27 protein-coding genes are annotated in these 26,850 nt (G+C 42.3%); 1 reads left to right on the top strand and 26 read right to left on the bottom strand.

Annotation, left to right across the window (positions count from 1 at the left end):
* Positions 1 to 188: 188 nt before the first annotated feature.
* The 15 genes from rpsQ to rpsL form a co-directional block, all read right to left on the bottom strand.
* Entirely contained in the window at positions 189 to 437 is a 249-nt protein-coding gene (gene rpsQ / locus ACMAZF_RS18365; protein WP_435275166.1) for a 30S ribosomal protein S17, read from the bottom strand.
* A gap of 2 nt (positions 438 to 439) precedes the next feature.
* Positions 440 to 628: a 50S ribosomal protein L29 gene (rpmC, locus tag ACMAZF_RS18370; RefSeq protein WP_239439768.1), complete on the bottom strand. Its 189-nt coding sequence runs from the start codon at positions 626 to 628 to the stop codon at positions 440 to 442.
* The gene (gene rplP / locus ACMAZF_RS18375; protein WP_101213197.1) at positions 628 to 1,038 is read right to left on the bottom strand and encodes a 50S ribosomal protein L16; all 411 of its coding nucleotides are present in this window, start codon (positions 1,036 to 1,038) and stop codon (positions 628 to 630) included. The genes rpmC and rplP overlap by 1 nt, the downstream gene beginning before the upstream one ends.
* Before the next feature lie 11 nt (positions 1,039 to 1,049).
* Positions 1,050 to 1,736: a 30S ribosomal protein S3 gene (gene rpsC / locus ACMAZF_RS18380; RefSeq protein ID WP_435275167.1), complete on the bottom strand. Its 687-nt coding sequence runs from the start codon at positions 1,734 to 1,736 to the stop codon at positions 1,050 to 1,052.
* 9 nt (positions 1,737 to 1,745) lie between these two features.
* On the bottom strand, positions 1,746 to 2,078 hold the full coding sequence (gene rplV / locus ACMAZF_RS18385; RefSeq protein WP_435277283.1) for a 50S ribosomal protein L22: 333 nt from the start codon (positions 2,076 to 2,078) through the stop codon (positions 1,746 to 1,748).
* Positions 2,079 to 2,089: 11 nt separating this feature from the next.
* Positions 2,090 to 2,365, bottom strand: coding sequence for a 30S ribosomal protein S19 (rpsS, locus tag ACMAZF_RS18390; protein WP_101213200.1), 276 nt, complete (start codon positions 2,363 to 2,365; stop codon positions 2,090 to 2,092).
* 18 nt (positions 2,366 to 2,383) lie between these two features.
* Entirely contained in the window at positions 2,384 to 3,211 is an 828-nt protein-coding gene (rplB, locus tag ACMAZF_RS18395; RefSeq protein WP_435275168.1) for a 50S ribosomal protein L2, read from the bottom strand.
* Positions 3,212 to 3,226: 15 nt separating this feature from the next.
* Positions 3,227 to 3,529, bottom strand: coding sequence for a 50S ribosomal protein L23 (gene rplW / locus ACMAZF_RS18400; protein ID WP_435275169.1), 303 nt, complete (start codon positions 3,527 to 3,529; stop codon positions 3,227 to 3,229).
* Positions 3,526 to 4,131, bottom strand: a complete 606-nt coding sequence (rplD, locus tag ACMAZF_RS18405) for a 50S ribosomal protein L4 (protein ID WP_435275170.1) — start codon at positions 4,129 to 4,131, stop codon at positions 3,526 to 3,528. Before rplD ends, rplW begins: the two co-directional genes overlap by 4 nt.
* Positions 4,132 to 4,144: 13 nt before the next feature.
* Positions 4,145 to 4,783 (bottom strand): 50S ribosomal protein L3, encoded by a 639-nt coding sequence (gene rplC / locus ACMAZF_RS18410; RefSeq protein ID WP_435275171.1) that lies wholly within the window; start codon positions 4,781 to 4,783, stop codon positions 4,145 to 4,147.
* 26 nt (positions 4,784 to 4,809) lie between these two features.
* A complete protein-coding gene (gene rpsJ / locus ACMAZF_RS18415; protein ID WP_101213205.1) occupies positions 4,810 to 5,121 on the bottom strand; it encodes a 30S ribosomal protein S10 in 312 nt (103 codons plus the stop codon).
* A gap of 769 nt (positions 5,122 to 5,890) precedes the next feature.
* The gene (tuf, locus tag ACMAZF_RS18420) at positions 5,891 to 7,075 is read right to left on the bottom strand and encodes an elongation factor Tu (protein ID WP_435275172.1); all 1,185 of its coding nucleotides are present in this window, start codon (positions 7,073 to 7,075) and stop codon (positions 5,891 to 5,893) included.
* A 56-nt stretch (positions 7,076 to 7,131) separates the two neighbouring features.
* Positions 7,132 to 9,228 carry an elongation factor G gene (fusA, locus tag ACMAZF_RS18425; RefSeq protein ID WP_435275173.1) on the bottom strand — a complete coding sequence of 699 codons (2,097 nt, stop codon included), beginning with the start codon at positions 9,226 to 9,228 and terminating at the stop codon, positions 7,132 to 7,134.
* A gap of 83 nt (positions 9,229 to 9,311) precedes the next feature.
* Complete coding sequence (gene rpsG / locus ACMAZF_RS18430) at positions 9,312 to 9,782, bottom strand: 30S ribosomal protein S7 (RefSeq protein ID WP_435275174.1); 471 nt, start codon at positions 9,780 to 9,782, stop codon at positions 9,312 to 9,314.
* An 82-nt stretch (positions 9,783 to 9,864) separates the two neighbouring features.
* On the bottom strand, positions 9,865 to 10,239 hold the full coding sequence (rpsL, locus tag ACMAZF_RS18435) for a 30S ribosomal protein S12 (protein WP_435275175.1): 375 nt from the start codon (positions 10,237 to 10,239) through the stop codon (positions 9,865 to 9,867).
* A gap of 247 nt (positions 10,240 to 10,486) precedes the next feature.
* On the opposite strand from rpsL, the gene ACMAZF_RS18440 reads away from it, so the two are divergent.
* Complete coding sequence (locus ACMAZF_RS18440) at positions 10,487 to 10,912, top strand: GFA family protein (RefSeq protein ID WP_435275176.1); 426 nt, start codon at positions 10,487 to 10,489, stop codon at positions 10,910 to 10,912.
* A 38-nt stretch (positions 10,913 to 10,950) separates the two neighbouring features.
* Here ACMAZF_RS18440 and ACMAZF_RS18445 read toward each other — a convergent pair whose 3' ends face one another.
* The 11 genes from ACMAZF_RS18445 to secE form a co-directional block, all read right to left on the bottom strand.
* On the bottom strand, positions 10,951 to 11,049 hold the full coding sequence (locus ACMAZF_RS18445; RefSeq protein ID WP_435275177.1) for a hypothetical protein: 99 nt from the start codon (positions 11,047 to 11,049) through the stop codon (positions 10,951 to 10,953).
* A 78-nt stretch (positions 11,050 to 11,127) separates the two neighbouring features.
* A complete protein-coding gene (locus tag ACMAZF_RS18450) occupies positions 11,128 to 11,661 on the bottom strand; it encodes a phospholipid scramblase-related protein (protein ID WP_435275178.1) in 534 nt (177 codons plus the stop codon).
* An 18-nt stretch (positions 11,662 to 11,679) separates the two neighbouring features.
* A complete protein-coding gene (locus tag ACMAZF_RS18455) occupies positions 11,680 to 13,866 on the bottom strand; it encodes a penicillin acylase family protein (protein ID WP_435275179.1) in 2,187 nt (728 codons plus the stop codon).
* Positions 13,867 to 13,987: 121 nt separating this feature from the next.
* Positions 13,988 to 18,196: a DNA-directed RNA polymerase subunit beta' gene (rpoC, locus tag ACMAZF_RS18460; protein ID WP_435275180.1), complete on the bottom strand. Its 4,209-nt coding sequence runs from the start codon at positions 18,194 to 18,196 to the stop codon at positions 13,988 to 13,990.
* A 79-nt stretch (positions 18,197 to 18,275) separates the two neighbouring features.
* On the bottom strand, positions 18,276 to 22,304 hold the full coding sequence (rpoB, locus tag ACMAZF_RS18465) for a DNA-directed RNA polymerase subunit beta (RefSeq protein WP_435275181.1): 4,029 nt from the start codon (positions 22,302 to 22,304) through the stop codon (positions 18,276 to 18,278).
* Positions 22,305 to 22,629: 325 nt separating this feature from the next.
* The gene (gene rplL, locus ACMAZF_RS18470) at positions 22,630 to 22,995 is read right to left on the bottom strand and encodes a 50S ribosomal protein L7/L12 (protein WP_435275182.1); all 366 of its coding nucleotides are present in this window, start codon (positions 22,993 to 22,995) and stop codon (positions 22,630 to 22,632) included.
* 96 nt (positions 22,996 to 23,091) lie between these two features.
* Positions 23,092 to 23,586 (bottom strand): 50S ribosomal protein L10, encoded by a 495-nt coding sequence (gene rplJ, locus ACMAZF_RS18475; RefSeq protein WP_435275183.1) that lies wholly within the window; start codon positions 23,584 to 23,586, stop codon positions 23,092 to 23,094.
* 353 nt (positions 23,587 to 23,939) lie between these two features.
* On the bottom strand, positions 23,940 to 24,644 hold the full coding sequence (gene rplA, locus ACMAZF_RS18480) for a 50S ribosomal protein L1 (protein ID WP_435275184.1): 705 nt from the start codon (positions 24,642 to 24,644) through the stop codon (positions 23,940 to 23,942).
* Positions 24,645 to 24,649: 5 nt separating this feature from the next.
* Entirely contained in the window at positions 24,650 to 25,078 is a 429-nt protein-coding gene (gene rplK / locus ACMAZF_RS18485) for a 50S ribosomal protein L11 (protein ID WP_435275185.1), read from the bottom strand.
* A gap of 590 nt (positions 25,079 to 25,668) precedes the next feature.
* Positions 25,669 to 26,223 (bottom strand): transcription termination/antitermination protein NusG, encoded by a 555-nt coding sequence (nusG, locus tag ACMAZF_RS18490; RefSeq protein ID WP_435275186.1) that lies wholly within the window; start codon positions 26,221 to 26,223, stop codon positions 25,669 to 25,671.
* A 4-nt stretch (positions 26,224 to 26,227) separates the two neighbouring features.
* Positions 26,228 to 26,608, bottom strand: a complete 381-nt coding sequence (gene secE / locus ACMAZF_RS18495; RefSeq protein ID WP_435275187.1) for a preprotein translocase subunit SecE — start codon at positions 26,606 to 26,608, stop codon at positions 26,228 to 26,230.
* Positions 26,609 to 26,850 lie beyond the last annotated feature (242 nt).

The raw sequence follows: 26,850 nt of genomic DNA on the forward strand, positions 1-26,850 counted from the left end.
AGGCGCTCGATTGACTAATAGCTGGCTATTAGGATTGAGAGCAACGCCATTTTAGTTAATTTTAACAAGTACAAGTGGGCAAATATTTAATGCAATTGGTATAATATATAAGCAGAGAACACTTTTTCTAAAGCATAAAAAAAGCGACCCGAGGGTCGCTTTTTTATTGGTTAAATAAACTTAAAAAATTAAGCTTGTTTAACTACTGACTCCAATGCCCAAGACTTAGTCTTAGAGATAGGGCGAGTTTGACGGATAGTCACTAAATCGCCTTCTTTACATTGGTTAGTCTCGTCATGAGCGTGGATCTTAGTAGAGCGAGTTAGGAACTTGCCATACATAGGATGCTTAACACGACGTTCAATTAGGACAACAATAGATTTGTCCATTTTGTCGCTAACTACACGACCTTGAAGAGTACGGATCTTATCGCTCATAATTAACCTGCCTTCTGGTTCAGAATGGTTTTAACACGTGCGATATCGCGACGCACATTCTTTAACAAGTGAGTTTGAGCAAGCTGACCAGTGCTATTTTGCATACGTAAGTTAAATTGCTCACGTAATAAGTTTAATAGCTCTGCATTCAGCTCTTCAACCGACTTTTCTCTCAGTTCGACTGTATTCATTACATCACCGTCCGAGTTACAAAAGTAGTTTTCATTGGAAGTTTAGTTGCTGCAAGTTCAAACGCTTCACGCGCTAGTTCTTCAGGAACACCTTCCATTTCATATAAAACACGGCCTGGTTGAATCTGACAAATCCAGTATTCAACATTACCTTTACCTTTACCCATACGAACTTCTAATGGCTTAGAGGTAATTGGCTTATCTGGGAAAACACGGATCCAGATTTTACCTTGACGTTTTACATGACGTGTCATTGCACGACGTGCAGCTTCGATTTGACGCGCTGTTAAGCGACCACGACCAACCGCTTTTAGACCAAATTCACCGAAAGAAACTTCAGATCCTTTAGCTACACCGCGGTTACGGCCTTTGTGCATTTTACGAAACTTCATACGTTTAGGTTGCAACATTATTCAGTCTCCTATTTGCGTGGCTTACGCTTAGCTGGTTTTTTAGGCTCTTCAACTTTAAGTGGTAAACCACCTAAAACGTCACCTTTGTAGATCCACACTTTGATACCTAAGATACCGTATTGTGTTAGACCTTCAGCTGTAGCATAGTCAATGTCAGCACGAAGAGTATGTAGAGGTACACGACCTTCACGATACCATTCAGAACGTGCGATTTCAGCACCGCCTAGACGACCACCAACTTGTACTTTGATACCTTTAGCGCCTTGACGCATTGCATTTTGTACTGCGCGCTTCATAGCACGACGGAACATAACACGGCGTTCAAGTTGACTAGCGATACCTTCAGCTACTAGTTTAGCGTCTAGATCAGGCTTACGAATTTCTGCAATGTTGATTTGCGCTTGCACACCAGTAATTTTGGTGATTTGCTTGCGTAGTTTTTCAACATCTTCGCCTTTCTTACCGATTACAACACCAGGACGAGCAGTGTGAATAGTCACACGGATGCTTTTCGCTGGACGTTCGATAACGATGCGAGATACAGAGGCTTTAGCAAGTTCTTTAGTTAAGAACTTACGAACCAGATGATCACCCTTTAGGTTATCTGCAAAATCTTTAGACTCTGCGTACCAAGTAGAATTCCAAGGCTTTGAGATACCTAGGCGGATGCCATTAGGATGTACTTTTTGTCCCATTGCTTTCTCCTAGCTATCTGAAACAATCACAGAAATGTGACTGCTACGCTTAAGAATACGGTCTGCACGACCCTTAGCACGAGGCATGATGCGTTTCATAGTTGGGCCTTCGTCTACGAAAACCTTAGCAACTGTTAACTCATCAATGTCTGCACCTTCGTTGTGCTCTGCATTAGCCATTGCTGACTCAAGCACTTTCTTAACTAGACCAGCCGCTTTTTTAGGACTGTAAGTTAAGATATCGATTGCTTCTGCAACTGATAAACCACGGATTTGATCTGCTACCAGACGTACTTTCTGCGGAGAAATCTGGGCATAGCGATGTTTAGCAAGAACTTCCATCATTAACTCCCTTATTTCTTCGCTTTCTTATCTGCAGCATGGCCGCGATAAGTACGTGTAGGTGCAAATTCACCCAGTTTGTGACCGATCATATCTTCGGTAACAAATACTGGAACGTGCTGACGACCATTATGGACAGCGATGGTCAAACCAATCATATCTGGGATGATCATTGAACGGCGAGACCAAGTCTTAATTGGTTTTTTACTCTCGCTTTCCACTGCTGTCTCTACCTTCTTTAACAAGTGTAGGTCAATGAAAGGACCCTTCTTGAGAGAACGTGGCATAGTAATTCCTCTTTAAAATTACTTAGAAGAAGCACGACGGACAATGTATTTGTCAGTGCGCTTGTTCTTACGTGTTTTATAGCCTTTAGTAGGTACGCCCCATGGAGTAACAGGGTGACGACCACCAGAGGTACGACCTTCACCACCACCATGTGGGTGATCTACTGGGTTCATCGCAACACCGCGAACGGTAGGACGAACACCACGCCAGCGGTTTGCACCAGCTTTACCAAGGCGACGAAGCATATGTTCAGCGTTACCAACTTCACCGAAGGTAGCACGACAATCAGCTAGGATTTTACGCATTTCACCACTACGTAAACGTAGAGTTACATAGGCGCCATCTTTAGCGATTAACTGAGCATAAGTACCAGCAGAACGTGCAATTTGTGCACCTTTGCCAGGCTTCATTTCAATGTTATGAATCACAGAACCTAATGGCATGCTACGCATTGGCATAGTGTTACCGGCTTTAATAGGTGCGTCCATTCCTGAAAGAATAGAATCACCAGCTTTAAGGCCTTTAGGTGCTAGGATATAACGACGCTCACCGTCTTTGTACAGTACTAGTGCAATGTTTGCACTACGGTTTGGATCATATTCCAAACGTTCAACTGTCGCAGGGATGCCATCTTTATTACGTTTAAAGTCGATCATGCGGTAATGATGCTTGTGACCACCACCAATATGACGAACTGTAATACGACCGTTATTGTTACGACCGCCAGATTTGCTTTTGCTCTCTAAAAGAGGTGCGTAAGGTTTCCCTTTATGCAACTCTGAGTTCACTACCTTAACTAAATGGCGGCGACCCGGAGAGGTAGGCTTACATTTAACTATAGCCATCTAAATACTCCTCTATTACTCAGCGCCGCCAACGAAATCGATATCACTACCGTCTTTCAGCGTTACGTAAGCTTTTTTCCAGTCGTTACGACGACCTGTGCGAGCACCAGTACGTTTAGTCTTACCTTTAACGTTTAGTGTACGAACAGTGTCAACTTCAACTTCGAACAACTTCTCAACAGCCGCTTTAACTTCAGCTTTTGTAGCAGTTGGGTCGATTTTGAAAACGATCGTGTTGTTAGTTTCAGCAGTTAACGTACTCTTTTCAGAGATATGTGGACCTACTAATACTTTTAAAATGCGTTCTTCAGTGATCATGCTAGCATCTCCTCAATTTGTTTAACTGCAGCTGCAGTAACAACAATCTTGTCGAAGCCAACTAATGATACAGGGTCCAAACTAGCTACGTCACGAACGTCAACTTTGTATAAGTTGCGAGCAGCTAAGAACAAGTTCTCTTCTACTTCTTCAGTAACGATTAAAACGTCTTTAAGTTCTAATTCTTTTAGTTTTGCAACTAATTCTTTAGTCTTAGGCGTTTCAACAGCAAAGTTTTCAACCACTACTAAGCGGTCTTGACGAACCAACTCAGAGAAGATTGACTGTAGCGCAGCGCGGTACATCTTGCGGTTTACTTTTTGACTGTGGTCCTGTGGACGAGCAGCAAATGTAACACCACCAGAGCGCCAGATTGGGCTACGGATTGTACCAGCACGTGCGCGGCCAGTACCTTTTTGTTTCCAAGGTTTAGCACCACCACCACTCACTTCAGAGCGGGTTTTCTGCTTACGGGTACCTTGACGGGCACCTGCAGCGTAGGCTACTACTACTTGATGAACCAGAGCTTCATTAAAGTCACGGCCAAAAGTAGCTTCGGAAACTTCAAGAGCGTTACCCGCGTCTTTCAATACCAATTCCATTACTATCTCCTAACTATGGCTTAACAGTAGGGTTAACGAAAACAGTGCCGTTGATTGCACCTGGGATCGCGCCCTTTATCAGAAGAAGATTGTTAGCCGCGTCTACGCGAACAACATCTAATCTCTGAACTGTAACTCGTTCTGCACCCATGTGACCGGCCATCTTCTTACCCTTGAACACACGTCCAGGAGTTTGACACATACCGATTGAACCAGGAGCACGATGCGAAATAGAGTTACCGTGAGTAGCATCTTGCATGGCGAAGTTGTAACGCTTGATAACACCAGCGAAACCTTTACCTTTAGAAGTACCAGTAACATCTACTTTTGTATTTTCAGTAAATACATCTACGTTTAGCTCAGCGCCAACTTCGATATCATTACCTTCGTCTGTACCTAGACGAAATTCCCACAGACCGCGGCCTGCATCAACACCAGCTTTAGCAAAATGACCTGCTTGTGGTTTGTTAACGCGGCTTGCTTTTTTAACGCCTGTAGTTACTTGAAGTGCGCGGTAACCGTCAGTTTCAAGTGTTTTCACTTGAGTAACGCGGTTTGCCTCGACTTCAACAACAGTCACTGGAATTGATACGCCATCTTCTGTGAAGACGCGTGTCATTCCAACTTTACGACCGACTAGACCAATAGCCATTGTTATAACCTCTTACCGTCCCAGGATTAACCCAGGCTGATTTGAACATCAACACCAGCAGCCAAATCTAAACGCATTAAAGCATCAACAGTTTTTTCTGTTGGCTCAACGATGTCGATTAGGCGCTTATGAGTACGGATCTCGTATTGATCACGCGCATCTTTATTTACATGCGGTGAAGTCAATACAGTGAAACGCTCTTTACGTGTTGGTAAAGGGATCGGACCACGAACTTGAGCGCCAGTGCGCTTAGCCGTTTCCACGATCTCACCAGTAGACTGATCAATTAATTTATGATCAAATGCCTTCAAGCGGATACGGATTCTTTGGTTCTGCATTAGACCAAACTCCAATCAAAATTTACACGAAAAAAAAGCTAATCTACCCTCTTTATATAAAAAAGGAGAAAGCTAATTTAGTTAAGTTCGACTCCCTATCGGAGTCGCTGTTGTACCAATCTTACGATTGGGCACTTAATAAAAAGAATGTTTAAAAAACATCGATGTCTTAAGTGGACGCGAATTATATGCTCATTTTTTAGCAAACGCAAGTCTTTTAAATTCTACGACTCATTTGTCGTAGATCGTCACACTATTGGTAACGAATGGCGCGCAGTATACTTAATCGACAGACAAAATCAATTATTTTTTTAATTGCTGCGTTATTTTCAAACAGCGCATTTGAAAAGCTTGAGTAAACTCCCAAGTTTACGCATTCTCAACCATTTCTTTTTTAATTCTAACAAAGAGGACATTCTCAAAGTTCAAGATGCACATGTGATAATCCTGTGACATATTTTCTAATTCGGAATGATAAGCTCAGCATTCTATTAAGGAGTTATACCAATTGCATTAAGTAAGTGATCTTGTTGTGCGTAGAGAAAATCAGCTAAAACAAGGCGCTCGATTGACTAATAGCTGGCTATTAGGATTGAGAGCAACGCCATTTTAGTTAATTTTAACAAGTACAAGTGGGCAAATATTTAATGCAATTGGTATAACTCCGCTTTTGCTTCGCTCTACCTCCTAAATCCATTTAGTCGTGAACATAAAAAAGGGTTGCCGAAGCAACCCTTTTTCTAAGTATGGTATTTAGCTAAGCTAAATATTAGTCCATGATCTTAGCAACAACACCAGCACCTACTGTACGGCCACCTTCACGGATAGCGAAACGTAGACCTTCGTCCATTGCGATTGGGCAGATTAGCTCAACAACAAACTTAAGGTTATCACCTGGCATTACCATTTCTACGCCTTCTGGAAGCTCTACAGCACCAGTTACGTCAGTTGTACGGAAGTAGAACTGTGGACGGTAACCTTTGAAGAATGGAGTATGACGACCACCTTCATCTTTGCTTAGTACGTATACTTCTGATTCGAACTTAGTATGTGGAGTGATTGTACCTGGCTTAACAAGTACTTGACCACGTTCGATGTCTTCACGCTTAACGCCACGTAGAAGAACACCAACGTTCTCACCAGCACGACCTTCGTCAAGAAGCTTACGGAACATTTCAACACCAGTACAAGTTGACTCTGTAGTCTCTTTGATACCAACGATTTCTACTGCGTCACCTACGTTAACGATACCACGCTCAACACGACCAGTTACAACTGTACCACGACCTGAAATTGAGAATACATCTTCAATTGGTAGTAGGAATGGCTTATCGATGTCACGCTCTGGCTCTGGGATGTAGCTGTCTAGTGCTTCTGCAAGCTCAACAACTTTAGCTGGCCAGTCACCTTCGCCTTCTAGGGCTTTAAGTGCTGAACCTTGAATTACTGGTAAATCATCACCTGGGAATTCGTATTCTGAAAGAAGTTCACGAACTTCCATTTCTACTAGCTCTAATAACTCTTCGTCATCAACCATGTCACATTTGTTCATGAATACGATGATGAAAGGTACGCCAACCTGACGTGAAAGCAAGATGTGCTCACGTGTTTGTGGCATTGGACCATCTGTAGCAGCAACTACTAAGATAGCGCCATCCATTTGAGCAGCACCAGTGATCATGTTTTTAACGTAATCGGCGTGACCTGGACAATCTACGTGAGCGTAGTGACGTGATGGAGTATCGTACTCAACGTGAGAAGTAGAGATTGTTATACCACGTGCTTTCTCTTCAGGAGCGTTATCGATTTGATCGAATGCTTTAACGTCGCCGCCGTAAGTTTCAGCAAGTACTTTAGTGATTGCAGCAGTAAGAGTTGTTTTACCGTGATCGACGTGGCCAATTGTACCAACGTTTACGTGCGGTTTTGAACGGTCAAATTTTTCTTTAGACACGAGAATTACCTTTTATTGTGTTATACCAACCTCTGTGAGGTCGGCTATAAAGTTATTTATCTTTTTCCTGATACAACAGCATCAGAAATGTTTTTTGGCGCTTCACTGTACTCAAAGAATTCCATTGAGTACGAAGCACGGCCCTGAGTCGCAGAACGTAGCGCGGTTGCATAACCGAACATCTCCGACAAAGGAACCTTAGCGAATACTAGTTTGATACCAGCAACGCCATCTTCCATTCCATCAATCATGCCGCGGCGACGATTCAAGTCACCAACAACATCACCCATCCAGTCTTCTGGTGTGGTTACTTCAACCTTCATCATCGGTTCAAGTAACACAGGGCTTGCATCGAGTGCGCCTTGTCTAAAGCCCATCGAAGCTGCTACTTTAAAAGCAACTTCATTAGAATCTACATCATGATATGAACCATCAATAAGGGTGACTTTTATGTCAAGCATCGGGAATCCGGCAATAACACCTTGATTCATCGATTCAAAACAGCCCTTATCAACAGCACCGATGTATTCCTTAGGAACAGAACCGCCTACAATTTCATTAACGAATTCATAGCCAGCACCAGTTTCTTGAGGCTCTAGTTTCAGCACGACATGGCCATATTGGCCTTTACCACCAGATTGACGTACAAACTTACCCTCTGCCTCGACAGAACTGCGGATAGTTTCACGATAAGCAACCTGAGGTTTACCGACATTACAATCAACGCCGAATTCGCGCTGCATGCGATCTACAATAATATCTAAATGTAGTTCACCCATACCAGAGATGATTGTTTGACCCGTTTCCGCGTCAGTTTCAACTCTAAATGAAGGATCTTCAGCCGCTAGTTTACCTAACGCAATCCCCATTTTCTCTTGGGCGGCTGTTGTTCTTGGTTCAACAGCAATCGCAATAACAGGTTCAGGAAACTCCATGCGTTCCAAGATGACCTTATGGTCTGGATCACATAGTGTGTCTCCCGTTGTTACATCTTTAAGACCAATGGCGGCGGCGATATCGCCCGCTCGAACCTCAGTGATCTCATTTCGATCATTAGCGTGCATTTGCACGATACGGCCTAGACGTTCACGTTTCTGTTTAACAGAATTGTAGACGTGAGCACCAGACTGAACAACACCTGAGTAGACGCGTATGAAAGATAACGTTCCCACGAATGGGTCGGTAGCAATCTTAAATGCTAATGCAGCAAAAGGCTCATCGTCACTTGATGGACGAACAACTTCGTTGTCGTCCATATCAACACCAGTAATGGCTTTAACTTCGGTTGGCGCCGGTAGGTATTCAACAACAGCATCAAGTACTGCTTGAACCCCTTTATTTTTAAACGCCGAACCACAAGTGGCGAGTACTATTTCGTTTGCTAGAGTACGTTGGCGAAGACCAGCTTTAATCTCTTCTTCAGAGAGCTCGCCTTCTTCAAGGTATTTATCCATCAATTCATCGTTAGCTTCTGCCGCGGCTTCAACTAACTCTTCACGAAGCTCTTCTGCACGATCCTGTAGATCAGCAGGAACATCTTCGTAAGTGAATGTGGCACCTTGATCAGCCTCGTTCCAGTTAATGGCCTTCATTTTAATGAGGTCAATAACGCCTTTAAAGTCTTCTTCTGTGCCGATATTCAAATGCATAGGTACACAAGTAGCACCTAAACGATTACGAATTTGTTCAACAACAACTTCAAAGTCTGCGCCCGTGCGGTCCATCTTATTAACGAACACCAAACGAGGTACTTCGTATTTATCAGCCTGACGCCATACGGTTTCAGACTGTGGTTCTACACCAGATGCACCACAAAACACGACTACAGCGCCATCTAGAACACGTAATGAACGTTCAACTTCAATGGTGAAGTCTACGTGTCCAGGAGTATCAATGATATTGATACGGTGTTCTTTGAACTGCTTGTTCATCCCAGGCCAAAATGTCGTCGTCGCAGCAGACGTGATAGTTATACCACGTTCCTGCTCTTGCTCCATCCAGTCCATCGTCGCAGCGCCATCATGTACTTCACCGATCTTATGAGAAAGACCAGTGTAGAACAATACGCGCTCGGTTGTCGTTGTTTTACCAGCGTCAACATGGGCAACAATACCGATATTTCGGTACAGTTCAATTGGGGTAGTGCGTGCCAAAATAGTTTCCCTTAATACTGCAACGTTTTGCATATGCAAAACAAACGTAGTCGACTAATTGAATCAGCCAACTACTTAATTTATTACCAGCGGTAATGAGCGAATGCTTTGTTAGCATCAGCCATACGGTGTACGTCTTCACGTTTCTTAACTGAAGCACCCTTGTTATCAAGAGCGTCAACTAATTCACCAGCTAGGCGTTGAGCCATAGATTTTTCACCACGCTTACGCGAGAACTCAACTAACCAACGCATAGCAAGTGCGTTACGACGTACAGGACGTACTTCAACCGGTACTTGGTACGTAGAACCACCAACACGGCGAGATTTAACTTCTACCGTTGGGCACACGTTTTCAAGTGCGATTTCAAATAATTCAACATGGCCTTTACCTGATTTCTCAGCGGCGATGTCTAGTGCACCGTATACGATTTTTTCAGCAGTTGATTTCTTACCGTCAACCATTACGATGTTTACGAATTTTGCCAGGATCTCTGATTTAAATTTAGGATCTGGAAGGATTTTTCGTTGACCTATGACGCGTCTTCTTGGCATCTTAATTCTCCAATGTGTTCAGGTTACCCCAAAACAGGTTAATACTTAGTTTCGTTTGCTTGGCCTTACTGTCGGAGATCTATTAAGCCTTAGGCTTTTTAGCACCGTATTTAGAGCGACCTTGACGACGATCAGCTACGCCAGAACAATCTAATGTTCCGCGAACTGTATGGTAACGAACACCAGGTAAATCTTTAACACGACCACCGCGGATTAAGATCACGCTATGCTCTTGTAAGTTATGACCCTCACCACCGATGTATGAAGTAACTTCGTAGCCGTTAGTTAAACGAACACGAGCAACTTTACGTAGTGCCGAGTTAGGTTTTTTAGGTGTAGTAGTATATACACGAGTACATACACCACGACGTTGTGGACAAGCTTCTAAAGCAGGTACGTTTGTCTTAGATACCTTCTTTGTACGAGCGTTGCGCACTAGTTGATTAACTGTTGCCATTATAGCTCCTAGTTAGTTGAATTCAGCTTAGTTGCCTAAGCCAGTTAGGTGAAAAATCTATCCCCATAAAAATAGGGACGCGAAATTCTATGCTCATCACAGCTAATAGTCAAGAAATAACCAGTTTTAGGCGTGAACGGGATCGTATTTTTGGTTATTTGATCGTATGGGTAATTTCAAATTTATCTCGCACCTGAATCAACTCTCTGTTAGCTTTAAGCTTCTTAAGATTTAGATGGGGTAAATCATGAAGCACAAGACAGGTGGCTGTGCGTGTGGGCAGGTAACTTATGCTTATACTGGCGAGCCTCTTAATACTGTTTTCTGTTATTGTAAACAATGTCAATTACATACAGGTTCAGACAAGTGGTTTGGCGTATGGGCTCACAAAGACAACTTTACATTTACCAAAGGCATGCCTTCAACCTACGTGCGTGTTGGTGATTCAGGTCAAAAAACTCGGTACAACTTTTGTCAAACTTGTGGTGTGACTGTCTGTGCAGAAATAGAAGTTGGTAATTTCTATTCAATTTCAGCCTCAACATTGGATGACCAAACAGGCTTGAAACCTGCAATGCTTATTTATACCGCTTATGCACCTTCTTGGGCGACGTTACCGGAAGGCATTCCTAATTTTGATATTTTGCCGCCCTTTTTGACAGAACATTTATAGCAATAGCTCTATGATAAGACTTAAACATCAAGGCGATATTAGTCGCCTTTATTTTCAAAGTGTACAAAATCAATTAGAAAAACCACACCCAATATAAACGCCTTTACTGAAACATCCGCATTTTTAGGAAAAAGCACCCCAAAGTTATACCAATTGCATTACGTAAGTGATCTTGTTGTGCGTAGAGAAAATCAGCAACGCCATTTTAGTTAATTTTAACAAGTACAAGTGGGCAAATATTTAATGCAATTGGTATTATCTGCATCGCTGAAACTTTCCTTCATAAGGCCGCTCCATTTCTTTGTTATCTTCCCTACTTCTCGATCGCGCTGCATAATATTAAATGTCCATGGTTTGAGAAGTGGCCCCTTAAGTGTAAATAACTCTTTGCCGGACGCATCATATAGACAGTAATGTTTGCTAATGATCGAAAACTTCTTCTTCACAACACCCAATACCTTATTACTTTCATCATAGACGGTTACTTCTGGGAATAAGAAACGAAAAGGTCGCACGACGCTCATCACTTGATGTCCACTATTATTTAGAATCGCTAATTCAAAAGGACGATTGGCTTTTAGAAACTGCCTAGCGCACCAAGATCCTTTCCGCTCAACCGCAAAATAAAGTTGATTACCTTGGCTGTCCACAATCGCATATTTATTCTTAGTTTCGAACCCGGTGATTATTTCGCCCCATTCTTTTTGCTGCCTCACCATAAGTTGCGAATGATTAATAAGCTGCTCCATCTATAACACTCCTTTGATTCAAATTAGTTTCTTGTACTGACCATTTTGCCAAGCTTTTAATTCACTACGATACCATGGTGATAGAAAGTTATCTGAAGGACCACCAGCCACTGACGTATGTAACACAGAATCATTCATTTGAGTCACAACACGAATCGTTGGTGCAAAACTCGTTTGTCGGTTAGCGCTGCGATATATTTGCCCTTGACTTGGCGTTGCCCTGCCGCCTCGCAATGAAATTGGGGATGTTGTAGCCCCCATCCATTGAGGCAATTTTTCACCTAGTAAGATATTAACAAAACTCAATTTGTTCTCTTCTCCCCAACTAGGTTTGAGACAATGTTGTTCAATGTTAAGGAATGCACTTTCAAAGCATTCCTCTTGAGAAGCACCTTGATACCATGCTGAGTCATTATTCAAGAGTACTTGGTCAAACTGCTGGTAGAAATCAATGAATATTCCCGTCTCCTGAGTTAGATAGCTTCCTACTTTATTGGAGAATCCATAGTTTTTATTGGCAAATACGATATGACGTAATTCACTGTAGAACGCTTCAAACACCACTGCGCCTTTGGACTTGAGATCATAGCAACAATCCCAGTTTTCCAAGATTATAAACAGCGCATGATTGCCATGAGCGACTCTCAATAGCGGTAATAAAATATCTAAAAATTGACGAGCCTGCTTGGAGTGCACATCCAGCTGAATTTTCTGATTGCTGGATATATCATGTTGAGGTTCTTCTTCAATTAAGTCTGCTATACGCTGTGCACGATAATCTCCCATTGGCATATTAATAGGCGAGAAATTTCCAAGATGATTGAGATCTTGATTGGCTGTTACGATGTAGTTTGACTCGGGGTTATAAGATCTAGGTAATTCTTTAGCGTCGACAAAGCCTTGCCAATCATTTTCACTATACCACCCTAGCTGTGGTGTGAACCCATTCCATCCGTTAGTACGCAATGGCATTAAACCCGACATTTGATAACCAATATCACCTTTCTTATCACAGACAACCCAATTCCACGCTGATTCGACTTGCCCAAGGGTAGCCAACGCAGCTCGAGTATCATCGACAGTAAACATTTTGATGGCGGCATTTAGTGATGCTGCGCCACTTTGAGCACCGCTCCACTTGGTCGATAAGTAGTAACCATCGACGCAAGGATCACCACTTAGCACGCCATGATGATTATCATAAAATGTTACTAGATGATCAGCAGATTTCTTACGCTTGATAATTTCCTCTCTTATCTGAAAATCACAGCGGATACCATCCCGAAGATACTGACCACTTTTACAATCCTCAATCCAGCTATCTACACTATCCATGAATGCATAAGTTACTCCCCAAGCCAAATCGTTACTACGACCAATAACCGCACCAGGCAACCCTGGCATGCCGAGACCTTTAACACGATTTTCACCATATTCGAGTAGTTGTTCACACCACACATTAGGTAGTCGATTAACTTCAAGGTGCGGGTCGTTTGCGAGCATAGCTTTACCACTCTGTGTTTTATTACCGCTAATCACCCAATTATTTGAAGCCATCATTCGCGGTAAAACACTGTTCCATAAAACGTGTGATGGAATAATAGAATTTTCGAGAGAAATTTTACTGAGCAAGTCGAGATCGATGTCCTGCTTACTAAGCGGGAATAACTCTTTCAAGAGGTCGATTTCAATACCCGCTTGAACGCACTCAACGAAAAAATGCTCAATTTCTGTCTGCGATTGCGCTAACGTAATATAGCCAGTCATACGTGAGATCAATATTGAGTCTTCTATAGTCCACGGTTCATGTTTATAACCTAATGCCTTGAGCATCGACCAGTTTTTTTGTTTTATTCCCTCATTTACGCCGTCACAATAGTGTTGACACATAGACTTTGTATAGGGAGCGAGCTTATCGATTTCATCGGTTACATTGTTATGCCAATTGGCTTTACGAAAGAACGTGTCTATCTCAAGATTCACTTGAGTGTCTTCTAGTAACTCACATAGTCTACCTTGGCCGATGATTCGCATTAATAGCAGTTGGGTATAACGGTCATTGGCATGGGCATAGCCGCTGCCCCATAGTAGCGAACCAAGGGACGGTGCCTTAACATTCATAACCCCATGTTCGTTACGGAATATAACTAATTCAATAGGTGCCGATGTGGGTAATTTAATCTTCCGTGATTTGAAAATGGACAAACTTAATTCCTATTTTTTTTAATTATTTAGGCTAATACTAGCCTACTTTAGTCAAACAGCGGACATAAAAAAACCCGATGAAATAATCATCGGGTTTTTTATGCATCAACTCATTAGTTAATTACTCGTCGCCACCTAGGCTACCAAGTAAATCAGCTAAATTAGCTTCTGCTTCATCAGTGTCAATCTTAACAACTTCTGGCTCAACTTGAGCAGCACGACGCTTCTCATGGTAAGCAAAACCAGTACCTGCAGGGATTAAACGACCAACGATTACGTTTTCTTTCAGACCACGTAAATCATCGCGTTTACCACTTACAGCTGCTTCGGTAAGTACACGTGTTGTTTCTTGGAACGATGCTGCTGAGATAAATGACTCAGTTGCAAGTGACGCTTTAGTGATACCCATTAGGTTACGCTCAAAACGTGCTGGTTCTTTACCAGCTTCTTCCAATTCACGGTTAGCCACTTTAACTTGAGAGTACTCAAGCATTTCGCCCACTAGGAAGTTACTGTCACCTGAGAAGGTAATAGTACACTTACGTAGCATTTGACGAATGATCGCTTCACAGTGCTTATCATTAATTTTTACACCCTGTAGACGGTATACGTCTTGAACTTCGTTCACGATGTAATTCGCAACGTGTGTAATACCACGTAAACGAAGAATATCATGCGGAGACTCAGGTCCATCAGCGATTACCTCACCTTTTTCAACCTTCTCACCTTCGAACGCGTTAAGATTACGCCACTTAGGAATCATTTCCTCGTAGTGATCGCTACCATCAGCTGGTGTAATAACTAGACGACGTTTACCTTTGGTTTCTTTACCAAATGAAATCGTACCGCTAATTTCCGCAAGAATCGCAGGCTCTTTTGGCTTACGTGCTTCGAATAAATCGGCTACGCGAGGTAGACCACCCGTGATATCACGAGTCTTCGAGCTTTCTTGTGGAATACGTGCTAATGCGTCACCAACGTTTACTAATGCACCATCTTCTAGGTTAACAATTGCGTTACCTGGTAAGAAGTAGATTGCAGGAACGTCGGTACCAGCGATTAATACGTCATTGCCTTTAGCATCAACAAGTTTTACTGCAGGGCGCATTTCTTTACCAGCAGCAGCACGTTGTGCAGCATCGATAACAACCACTGAAGATAAACCAGTTAGATCATCAGTTTTCTTATCCATGGTAATACCATCGATTAAGTCAACGAATTGAATCTTACCTTGTACCTCAGTGATGATTGGATGCGTATGCGGATCCCAGTTTGCTACGATTTCGCCAGCAGCGACTGTTGCATCTTCACCCTTCTCTAAGATCGTACCGTAAGGCACTTTATAGCGCTCTTTCTCACGACCCATTTCATCGATAATGGTAAGTTCAGATGAACGAGAAACGATAACCAATTTGCCTTCAGAGTTATCAACGTGCTTAGAGTTATGAAGCTTGATAGTACCAGCATTCTTAACTTGAACGTTGTTCTCTGCTGACGCTCTAGATGCCGCACCACCGATATGGAACGTACGCATCGTAAGCTGTGTACCCGGCTCACCGATTGACTGAGCAGCAACAACACCTACGGCTTCACCCATGTTAATCAAGTGACCACGTGCTAAATCACGACCGTAACAGTTGGCACAAACACCAAAGTCAGAATCACATGTGATGATAGAACGTACTTTAACTTGGTCAACAGAGTTAGCTTCAATCATGTCAACAAGAGCTTCATCAAGCATAACGTTACGCTCAACAAGTACTTCATCTGTTGTTCCAGGCTTGATAATGTCTTCTGCAACTACACGACCTAATACTCGTTCGCGTAATGGCTCAACAACATCACCACCTTCGATTAATGGCGTCATCATTAGACCGTCTAATGTGCCACAATCTTGATCAGAGATTACTAAATCTTGTGCAACATCTACTAGACGACGCGTTAAGTAACCCGAGTTAGCCGTTTTAAGTGCCGTATCCGCTAGACCTTTACGAGCACCGTGAGTAGAGATGAAGTATTGGTTTACGTTCAGACCTTCACGGAAGTTCGCAATGATTGGCGTTTCGATGATTGAGCCATCCGGTTTAGCCATCAGACCACGCATACCAGCTAGCTGACGGATCTGAGCAGCACTACCACGAGCGCCCGAGTCAGCCATCATAAATACGCTGTTAAACGATGGTTGAGTTTCTTCTTCGCCGTCGCGGTTAATAACCGTTTCAGTTGAAAGATTGTCCATCATCGCTTTCGATACTTTCTCATTGGTACCAGCCCAGATATCGATTGCTTTATTGTAACGCTCACCAGCTGTTACCAGACCTTGAGCGAACTGCTCAGAGATTTCTGCAACTTCTGCTTGTGCTTCTTCGATAAGCGTCTTCTTCTCATCTGGAATCACCATGTCGTCAATACCAACAGAACAACCAGACACTGTTGCATAACCGAAACCGGTATACATTAATTGGTCAGCAAAGATAACAGTATCTTTAAGGCCAACTTCACGGTAACAAGTGTTTAGTAGCGTTGAAATTTGTTTCTTACCTAATGGCTTGTCTAATAAAGAATAAGACAGACCTTTTGGCATAATACGTGAGAATAACGCACGACCAACAGTAGTATCAGTTAGCGTAGTGCTAGCTTGTAATTCACCGTTTTCGTCTTTTTGATATTCTGTAATACGTACTTTGATGCGAGCGTGTAGTTGAGCGTGACCTGTACGGTAAGCTTTTTCTACTTCATCGATATCACTAAATGCCATCGCTTCACCTTTACCGTTAACACAATCACGTGTTAAGTAGTAAAGACCCAATACAACGTCCTGTGAAGGTACGATGATCGGTTCACCATTAGCTGGTGATAGGATGTTATTAGTCGACATCATAAGCGCGCGCGCTTCAAGCTGTGCTTCGATAGTTAACGGTACGTGTACCGCCATTTGGTCACCATCGAAATCGGCGTTGTATGCCGCACAAACCAATGGGTGAAGCTGAATTGCTTTACCTTCGATAAGTACAGGCTCAAACGCTTGGATACCTAGTCTATGAAGAGTAGGTGCACGGTTAAGCATGACTGGATGTTCGCGGATAACGTCTGAAAGAATATCCCAAACTTCGCCAACTTCACGCTCAACCATTTTCTTAGCAGCTTTAATGGTAGTTGCCATGCCAAGTGATTCTAATTTTCCGTAGATAAATGGCTTGAATAACTCAAGTGCCATCTTCTTAGGAAGACCACATTGGTGTAAACGCAGCGTAGGACCAACGGTGATAACCGAACGACCAGAATAATCAACACGCTTACCAAGTAAGTTTTGACGGAAACGACCTTGCTTACCTTTGATCATGTCTGCAAGCGACTTAAGTGGACGCTTATTAGATCCAGTAATAGCTCGACCACGACGTCCGTTATCTAGTAGGGCATCAACAGACTCTTGTAACATACGCTTTTCGTTACGTACGATAATGTCCGGTGCCGCTAAGTCTAGAAGACGCTTTAGACGGTTATTACGGTTAATGACACGACGGTATAAATCATTGAGATCTGACGTCGCAAAGCGGCCACCTTCTAGCGGTACTAATGGACGAAGATCTGGCGGAAGAACTGGTAATACAGTCATGATCATCCACTCAGGGTTATTACCTGATTCGTGGAATGCTTCCATTAATTTAAGACGCTTAGTGATCTTTTTACGCTTAGTTTCAGAGTTAATTGAAGGTAGCTCTTCGCGCATTTCTTCAATTTCTCGCGCAAGTTCAAGATGACCTAATAGGGCTAGAACTGCTTCAGCACCCATTTTAGCTTCGAACTCATCGCCATGCTCCTCTAAGGCATCTAAGTATTCTTCCTCAGTCAGGATTTGAGATACTTCTAGATCTGTCATGCCTGGCTCAGTTACAACGAATGATTCGAAGTAAAGAACACGCTCGATGTCACGTAATGTAAGATCTAGTAATAGACCAATACGGGACGGAAGCGATTTTAGGAACCAAATGTGCGCAACAGGGCTTGCTAAATCGATGTGGCCCATACGGTCACGACGAACTTTAGACTGCGTTACTTCAACGCCACATTTTTCACAAATAACACCACGGTGCTTCAGACGTTTGTATTTACCACACAAACATTCGTAATCTTTAATTGGGCCAAAGATACGTGCACAGAATAGACCTTCACGCTCAGGCTTGAAGGTACGGTAGTTAATAGTCTCTGGCTTTTTAACTTCACCAAATGACCAAGAACGGATCTGTTCAGGAGAAGCAAGACCGATTTTGATTGCATCAAATTCTTCGGTTTTGTTCTGCTGTTTTAGAAACTTCAGTAAGTCTTTCACTTTTATCTCCTAGTGGAGTTAGGGCACGCACTAATGCGTGCCATAAATTAGAATCTCAAACTATAAAAATAGTTTGGGCTTACTCTTCATCAAGCTCGATGTTGATCGCTAGAGAGCGGATTTCTTTCAACAATACGTTGAATGATTCCGGCATACCTGGATTCATCTCGTGCTTACCGTCAACAATGTTTTTGTACATTTCAGTACGACCATTAACGTCATCAGACTTAACAGTTAACATCTCTTGTAGCGTGTAAGCAGCACCGTATGCTTCAAGTGCCCATACTTCCATCTCACCGAAACGCTGACCACCGAACTGAGCTTTACCACCTAGTGGCTGCTGAGTAACAAGTGAGTATGAACCAGTAGAACGCGCATGCATCTTGTCATCAACCAAGTGATTCAGTTTCAGCATGTACATGTAACCAACAGTTACAGGACGCTCAAACTTGTCACCAGTACGACCATCAAACAAGGCCATTTGACCCGATTCAGGTAGACCAGCAAGTTTCAACATACCTTTGATTTCAGCTTCATCTGCACCATCAAACGCCGGGGTTGCCATTGGCATACCACCTTGAAGGTTTTTAGCAAGACGAACAACTTCTTCATCGCTAAAGTCGTCAATGTTAACTTCTTGATTACAGTTACCTAATGCATATGCACGTTGGATATAATCACGCAGTTCAGACACTTGGCGTTGTTGTGCAAGCATGTCAGTGATTTGATCACCGATACCACGAGCCGCTAAACCTAAGTGAGTTTCTAAAATCTGACCGATGTTCATACGAGACGGTACACCCAGCGGGTTAAGTACGATATCTACAGTACGACCATTTTCATCATGTGGCATATCTTCAACTGGACACAGTTTAGAGATAACACCTTTGTTACCATGACGACCCGCCATCTTATCACCAGGCTGGATACGACGTTTAACAGCTAGGTAAACTTTAACAACTTTCAATACGCCAGGTTGCAGATCTGCACCTTGGGTAATCTTCAGGCGTTTGTTTTCAAATTGCTTGTCGAAATCAGCTTTAGTTTCAACGTGTTGTGCAGCAATTTGCTCAAGCGCTGTTTGAGAAGCTTCATCAGATAGTGTTTGCTCTAACCATTCACGACGCGGCATAGCACTTAACTGGTCGCTAGATAGACCAGACGCTACAAGCAGTTTTTCAGCACGTTCGAAAATGCCATCTTCTAAGATAGTAAATACGTCTGATAAATCTTTCTTCGCTTCTTTAAGCTGCATTTGTTCAATTTCAAGTGCACGCTTGTCTTTCTCAACGCCATCACGTGTAAATACGTGAACGTCAATAATAGTACCGCTAACTGAATTAGGAACACGTAGTGAGCTATCTTTAACATCAGATGCTTTCTCACCGAAGATAGCTCTTAGAAGCTTTTCTTCAGGCGTTAATTGCGTTTCACCTTTAGGAGTAACTTTACCCACTAAAATGTCGCCGCCTTTAACTTCAGCACCGATGTAAACGATACCAGACTCGTCTAACTTACCTAATGCGGCTTCGCCTACATTTGGAATATCAGCCGTGATGTCTTCGCTACCAAGCTTAGTATCACGTGCAATACACGTTAGTTCTTGAATGTGGATTGTTGTGAAACGATCTTGCTGAACTACACGCTCAGAAACTAAGATAGAATCCTCAAAGTTGTAACCATTCCAAGGCATGAATGCGATACGCATGTTTTGGCCTAGTGCCAAATCACCCATATCGGTTGATGGGCCATCAGCCATCACATCACCTTGAACAACCACTTCACCAGCCATTACAGTTGGACGTTGGTTAATACAAGTATTTTGGTTAGAACGGGTGTATTTAGTTAAGTTGTAGATATCGATACCCGCTTCACCAGCAACTAACTCATCTTCGTTAACTTTAACAACAATACGACCAGCATCAGCATAATCAACCACACCACCACGCTTAGCAACAATGGTAACACCAGAGTCAACAGCGATTGTGCGTTCCATACCTGTACCAACTAAAGGCTTATCAGCTCTTAATGTTGGAACAGCCTGACGTTGCATATTCGCGCCCATTAAGGCACGGTTAGCATCATCGTGCTCTAGGAATGGGATGATTGATGCCGCCACAGAGATAATTTGTTGTGGAGATACATCCATATAATCAATTTGGTCGCCGTGCATAAAGGTTGAATCACCTTTAGTACGACAAGCCACAAGTTCTTCTGCTAAACGGTTATCTTTGTCGATAACAGCAGATGCTTGTGCTACAACGAAGTTTGTTTCTTCGATTGCAGATAGGAATTCAACGTCATCAGTTACAACGCCATCAACAACTTTACGGTAAGGTGTTTCTAAGAAACCGTAATCGTTTGTTTTAGCGTAAGAAGCTAGTGAGTTTATCAAACCGATGTTTGGTCCCTCAGGTGTTTCGATAGGACATAGACGACCGTAGTGCGTCGGATGTACATCTCGAACCTCAAAGCCAGCACGTTCACGCGTTAAACCACCAGGGCCTAATGCAGAAATACGACGCTTATGCGTTACTTCAGATAACGGATTATTTTGATCCATGAACTGAGATAATTGGCTTGAACCAAAGAATTCTTTAACAGCAGCAGAAATAGGCTTAGCGTTGATCAAATCTTGTGGCATGATCTCAGCTAGATCGCCTAATGATAGACGTTCTTTAACAGCACGTTCAACACGTACTAAACCAACTCGGAATTGGTTTTCAGCCATCTCACCAACACTACGAATACGACGGTTACCAAGATGATCAATATCATCCACTTCACCTTTACCGTTACGGATGTCGATAAGTGTTTTCATAACGGCAATGATATCTTCTTTTGATAAAGTACCAGTCGTTAATTCAACATCAGCGCCAACACGAGCATTAAACTTCATACGACCTACTTTAGATAGATCGTAACGCTCGTCATTGAAGAATAAGTTTTCAAATAATCCTTCAGCAGCATCTTTGGTTGGTGGCTCACCAGGACGCATCATACGGTAGATTTCAACTAGCGCTTCTAGGCGGTTAGTTGAAGAATCAACACGTAAAGTATCTGACATGAATGGACCGTTATCTAAATCATTGAAGTAGATAGTGTCGAATTCTTTAACGCCAGACTCAGAAAGAGCCGCTAAGTTTTCTAGTGTAATTTCATCATTAGCGTTAATGATTACTTCACCAGTTTCTTTGTTAACGTGGTTACGGTTGATAATTTTACCAATCACGTATTCTGTTGGCACTTCAACAGTCGTTAGCTTAGCTTTAGTCATTTGACGAACGTGACGAGCCGTAACACGACGACCAGTCTCAACAATAACATTGTCGTCATTGTCTTTAATATCAAATAATGTTGTATCACCACGTAAACGCTCAGGGACAAGATCCATAATGATCTTACCGCGTTTAACTTTAAATGAAGTTGTCTCGAAGAATAAATCTAAGATTTCTTCAGTTTCCATGCCCATAGCGCGAAGGATGATAGAAGCAGGTAATTTACGACGACGATCGATACGTACGAATACAGCATCTTTAGGATCGAATTCGAAATCTAACCATGAACCACGGTAAGGAATAACGCGCGCGTTATGTAAAATCTTACCTGAAGAGTGTGTTTTACCTTTATCGTGATCGAAGAATACACCTGGAGAACGGTGTAATTGAGAAACGATAACACGCTCTGTACCATTGATAACAAACGTTGCGTTGTCTGTCATTAATGGAATTTCGCCCATGTATACTTCTTGCTCTTTAATATCTTTGATTGTACCTTTCGGCGCTTCACGATCAAATAATACAAGGCGTAGTTTTACACGTAGCGGTGCGCTGTAAGTAATACCACGGATTTGACATTCTTTAACATCAAATACTGGCGTACCAAGCTTATAGCTTACATATTGCAGTTCTGCATAACCAGAAAAGCTCTTGATAGGGAAAATAGATCTAAAAGCGGCTTCTAAACCTAGCTCACCGGTAGAGTCCATCGTGATAAATCTGGCAAAAGAGTCCTTTTGGATATCCAAAAGCTGTGGAATTTCAACCACCTGCGGACGCTTACCAAAATCCTTACGGATACGTTTTTTTTCGTTACTAGAGTAACCCATGGGTTTCCTCAAATTAGCTGACGTTTGACAACTGTTGCCTAGTCTTCAATAAGCGCTATCTGTAGCCTTATTGCTAAACAACCTCGAAAATAACAACACTTTGGTAAGAACCTACCCAGTAATCTCTGGTAGGGACTGGACACTAAATAAAATAATTACTATTTATCATAGTTTTACATCATTTAATAAGTGTTTAAAACTCATGGTGTATGTAGTGCGAAATCCACCATGTTTTTTAGCGCAAAAAGGCTGGTGATTAAATAATCACCAGCCTCGCGCTTAATCAGCTATTGCTAACTAAGCGGCTCTCAAATAAGGGTTAACCTTATTTAAGTTCAACAGAAAGACCTGCATCTTCCAGAGTTTTCTTAAGCTCTTCAGCTTCTGCTTTGTCAACACCTTCTTTGATGGCAACAGGAGCAGATTCAACCATAGCTTTAGCTTCTTTAAGGCCTAGACCTGTAGCGCCACGAACAGCTTTGATTGCAGCAACTTTAGCGTCGCCGAAAGAAGTAAGAATTACGTCGAATTCTGATTGTTCTTCAGCAGCTTCAGCAGCACCGCCAGCAACAGCAACAGCTGCAGCAGCTGATACGCCGAATTTCTCTTCCATTGCTTCGATTAGTTCTACAACGTCCATTACTGACATTTCAGCAACAGCGTTTAGGATATCGTCTTTAGATACAGACATGGTATACATTCCTAATATTGTGAACACAATTCAAAATGAATTTGCGTTCTAAAAAATTGATTATAAAAACAGTTCTTAATACTCGATAACGAGAAATTAAGCCGCTGCTTCTTCCTTCTGATCGCGAATTGCCGCAATAGTGCGTACAAGTTTGCCAGCAGAAGCTTCTTTCATTGCGCTCATTAGTCGTGCAATAGCTTCGTCTTTCGTAGGAAGCGTTGCAAGAACTTCTGGATCACAAGAAGCGCCTTCAAATGCAGCTGCTAGTACTTCAAAGTTTTCTTCAGCTTTCGCGAAGTCTTTAAAGATACGTGCGCCAGCACCCGGATGTTCGCTTGAAAATGCAATTAGAGTTGGACCTTTAAAAGTATCTGAAAGACACTCAAAATCAGTACCAGCTAGAGCACGTTTAACTAGTGTATTACGTACAACTTGTACATGAACACCAGCTTCACGAGCTTGCTTACGCATAGCTGTCATTGCACCTAAAGTAACACCACGAGAGTCAGCAACTACTGCAGACAGAGCGCTTTTGGCGACCTCATTGACTTCAGCAACGATTGCTTTTTTGTCTTCAAGTCTTAATGCCATTGGCATAACTCCTGGTTCACTCCGAGATAACTCGGAACTTTAGTAAAACCCTAAATCAAAACAACTTAGAGTGTGAACACGGTAAAAAACAAAACATAGGAATGTTTGGATTCACACCGTCTGCGTAGGACTCATTTTTTACAAATAAGATTAAGCGTTGTTTTTACGATATTAATTTCTTAATATCAGTCAATCGCGGCTCCTACGGTCTTGGACGAGAGTTCGAATAAAATCAATGATTTCACCCGAACCTCAACCCATTAGGGCGCAAAATTATACAGAAGTTATTTGATAACACAATATGTAACCAAACAAACTCTGTGATTGAGCCCTAAGATTTTTCTAAAACGCGATTAAGCTGTTTTAGTATCAACAGTTGCTTGGTCGATTGTAACGCCAGCACCCATTGTAGTAGATAAAGAAACTTTCTTAAGGAAAGTACCTTTAGCGCCACTTGGCTTCGCTTTGTTTAAAGCGATAAGTAGAGCTTCTAGGTTTTCTTTGATCTTGTCATTGTCAAAGCTAACGTTACCGATTGTAGAATGGATGATACCATTCTTATCGTTACGGTAGCGTACTTGACCAGACTTAGCGTTTTTAACTGCTGTAGCAACGTCAGGTGTAACTGTACCAACTTTAGGGTTAGGCATTAAACCACGTGGGCCTAAGATTGTACCTAGTTGACCAACAACACGCATTGCATCTGGAGAAGCGATAACTACGTCAAAATCCATCTCGCCGCCTTTAACAGCAGCAGCTAGATCGTCCATACCTACGATGTCTGCACCAGCTTCTTTTGCTTTTTCAGCATTAGCGCCTTGAGTGAAAACAGCAACACGAACTGTACGACCAGTACCGTGTGGTAATACTGTAGCGCCACGAACGTTTTGATCGCTGCGACGAGGGTCAACACCAAGGTTAACCGCAACATCTACGCTTTCAGTGAATTTAGCAGTCGCTAATTCTTTTAAAAGAGTAACAGCTTCGTTGATATCGTAAGATTTTAGAGCATCAGTTTTTTCACGGATGTTCTTCATACGTTTAGTTAATTTAGCCATTATTCTTATCCTTCTACGTTCAGACCCATTGCACGAGCAGAGCCGGCAATAGAGTTAACATTAGCTTCCAAATCAGCACCAGTAAGATCTGGTTGCTTAGTAGCAACGATCTCTTCTAACTGTGCACGAGTTACGGTGCCACACTTTTCAGTGTTAGGACGACCAGAACCAGATTTGATACCAGCAGCTTTCTTAAGAAGGTAAGCAGCAGGTGGAGTTTTTGTTTCGAACGTGAAAGAACGATCGTTATATACAGTGATAACTACAGGAACCGGAGCGCCTTTATCGATAGAATCAGTTGCTGCGTTAAACGCTTTACAGAATTCCATGATGTTTACACCGTGCTGACCTAGAGCAGGACCAACTGGTGGTGACGGGTTAGCTGCACCAGCAGCAACCTGTAGCTTGATATAAGCTTGGACTTTTTTAGCCATTATTTTATTTCCTAGTTTGGGTACAAACGCCTTGCTCCCATGCCTGTATCCTTAATGTTTTATCTGCATTGCCTTCATTCTCACAACAATCACTTATCAAGATAAGCTCATGTTATTCGAACTTGACGGCTTTGCTAAAGCAGTAAGACTATCGGCTTTAATATCCCCAGAAGTGGAAATATCGGTCGCAAATTAGCTCCCCGGTTAATTAAGGGCGCGAATTATAGCGATAATTCACGCCCCAGACAAGAAAATTGCTAGTTATTTAACCAATAAAGTTAAACGCCCAGCAATTCCCTCTAAATTTTTTCTTTGTTATACCAATTTCATTAAATATTTGCCCACTTGTACTTGTTAAAATTAACTAAAATGGCGTTGCTCTCAATCCTAATAGCCAGCTATTAGTCAATCGAGCGCCTTGTTTTAGCTGATTTTCTCTACGCACAACAAGATCACTTACTTAATGCAATTGGTATTAGTTTTTCAATACTAAGCTAGTTGACTCAAAAACAAGAAGAAAGCGCGCAGCTTACGCATGTAAGTGAGCACTTTCGACGCCGGATTTGTAACAAATAGCGACGTATTGAAAACTAAGCATCATCCTTTTCGATTTGACCGAATTCAAGATCAACAGGAGTAGAGCGACCAAAGATAAGCACAGATACTTTCACACGGCTCTTCTCGTAATCCACTTCTTCAACAGTTGCGTTAAAGTCAGCAAATGGACCTTCAATAACACGAACAATTTCACCTGGATCATACAATGAACTTGGTGTTGGCGAGTCCACAGCATCTTCAAGACGTTGTAAAATTCGCTCAGCTTCTTTTGAAGATATTGGCGCAGGACGATCACTCGTACCACCAATAAAGCCCATAACGCGAGGAACGTTCTTAACTAAATGCCAGCTGTCTTCGTTCATCACCATTTTAACTAATACATAGCCAGGGAAGAATTTACGCGTGCTTTTTGTTTTCTTACCAGATTTCATTGAAACGACTTCTTCAGTCGGAACAAGAATCTCTTCAAACAAATCTTCCATACCATGAATCGAAACATGCTCGACTAAGGTTTTTTGTACACGTTGCTCGTAGCCTGAGAAAGCTTGTACAACGTACCATCTGAATTTTGGTTGTTCTTCTGACATAATTTTAAACCTTGATGCCTGTGATAAAGCCGACGATTCTTACTAATGCACCATCCAAACCCCAAAGTACTAATGCCATTACACCTGTAGCTGCCAAGACGATTAACGTCGTTTGGGTTGCTTCTTTACGGGTTGGCCATACTACTTTGCGAATTTCAAGGCGAGATTCTTTGGCGAAAGCAACCGCTTCACGCCCTTTTTCAGTTTGTGCTGCAACAAAAAGTGCAACACCGATAGCAGCGACTACGCCTAATGCACGGTAAAGTACAGACAGTTCGCCATACATGTAGTTACCAACAACGGCACCCGCTAATAAACCGATAACAAGGATCCATTTCACTAGATCCATCGATCCGTTCTGATTTTCAGTATTTGTTGCGTTCATTTACTACTATCCTAATAGTTGTACTCAAACAGTCTGCCCAGCAGCTTGTTCTTCACATAAAATCTTACATTGAAACCATAAATTAAGCCCTGTTAAAAAACAGGGCTTACAAAATTTAGCGCGTTATTGTAATTTGAACCTCTCGAGATAGCAAGGTGTTAAAAACACGATCCCCCGTTTAATTGGGAAGAAGATCAAAAATTGACAACTATTATCGAAACAAATTGAAGATTTAGCATCGC

The sequence above is a fragment of the Psychrobium sp. nBUS_13 genome, assembly GCF_051201665.1.
In the GTDB taxonomy this organism is placed as follows: Bacteria; Pseudomonadota; Gammaproteobacteria; order Enterobacterales; family Psychrobiaceae; genus Psychrobium.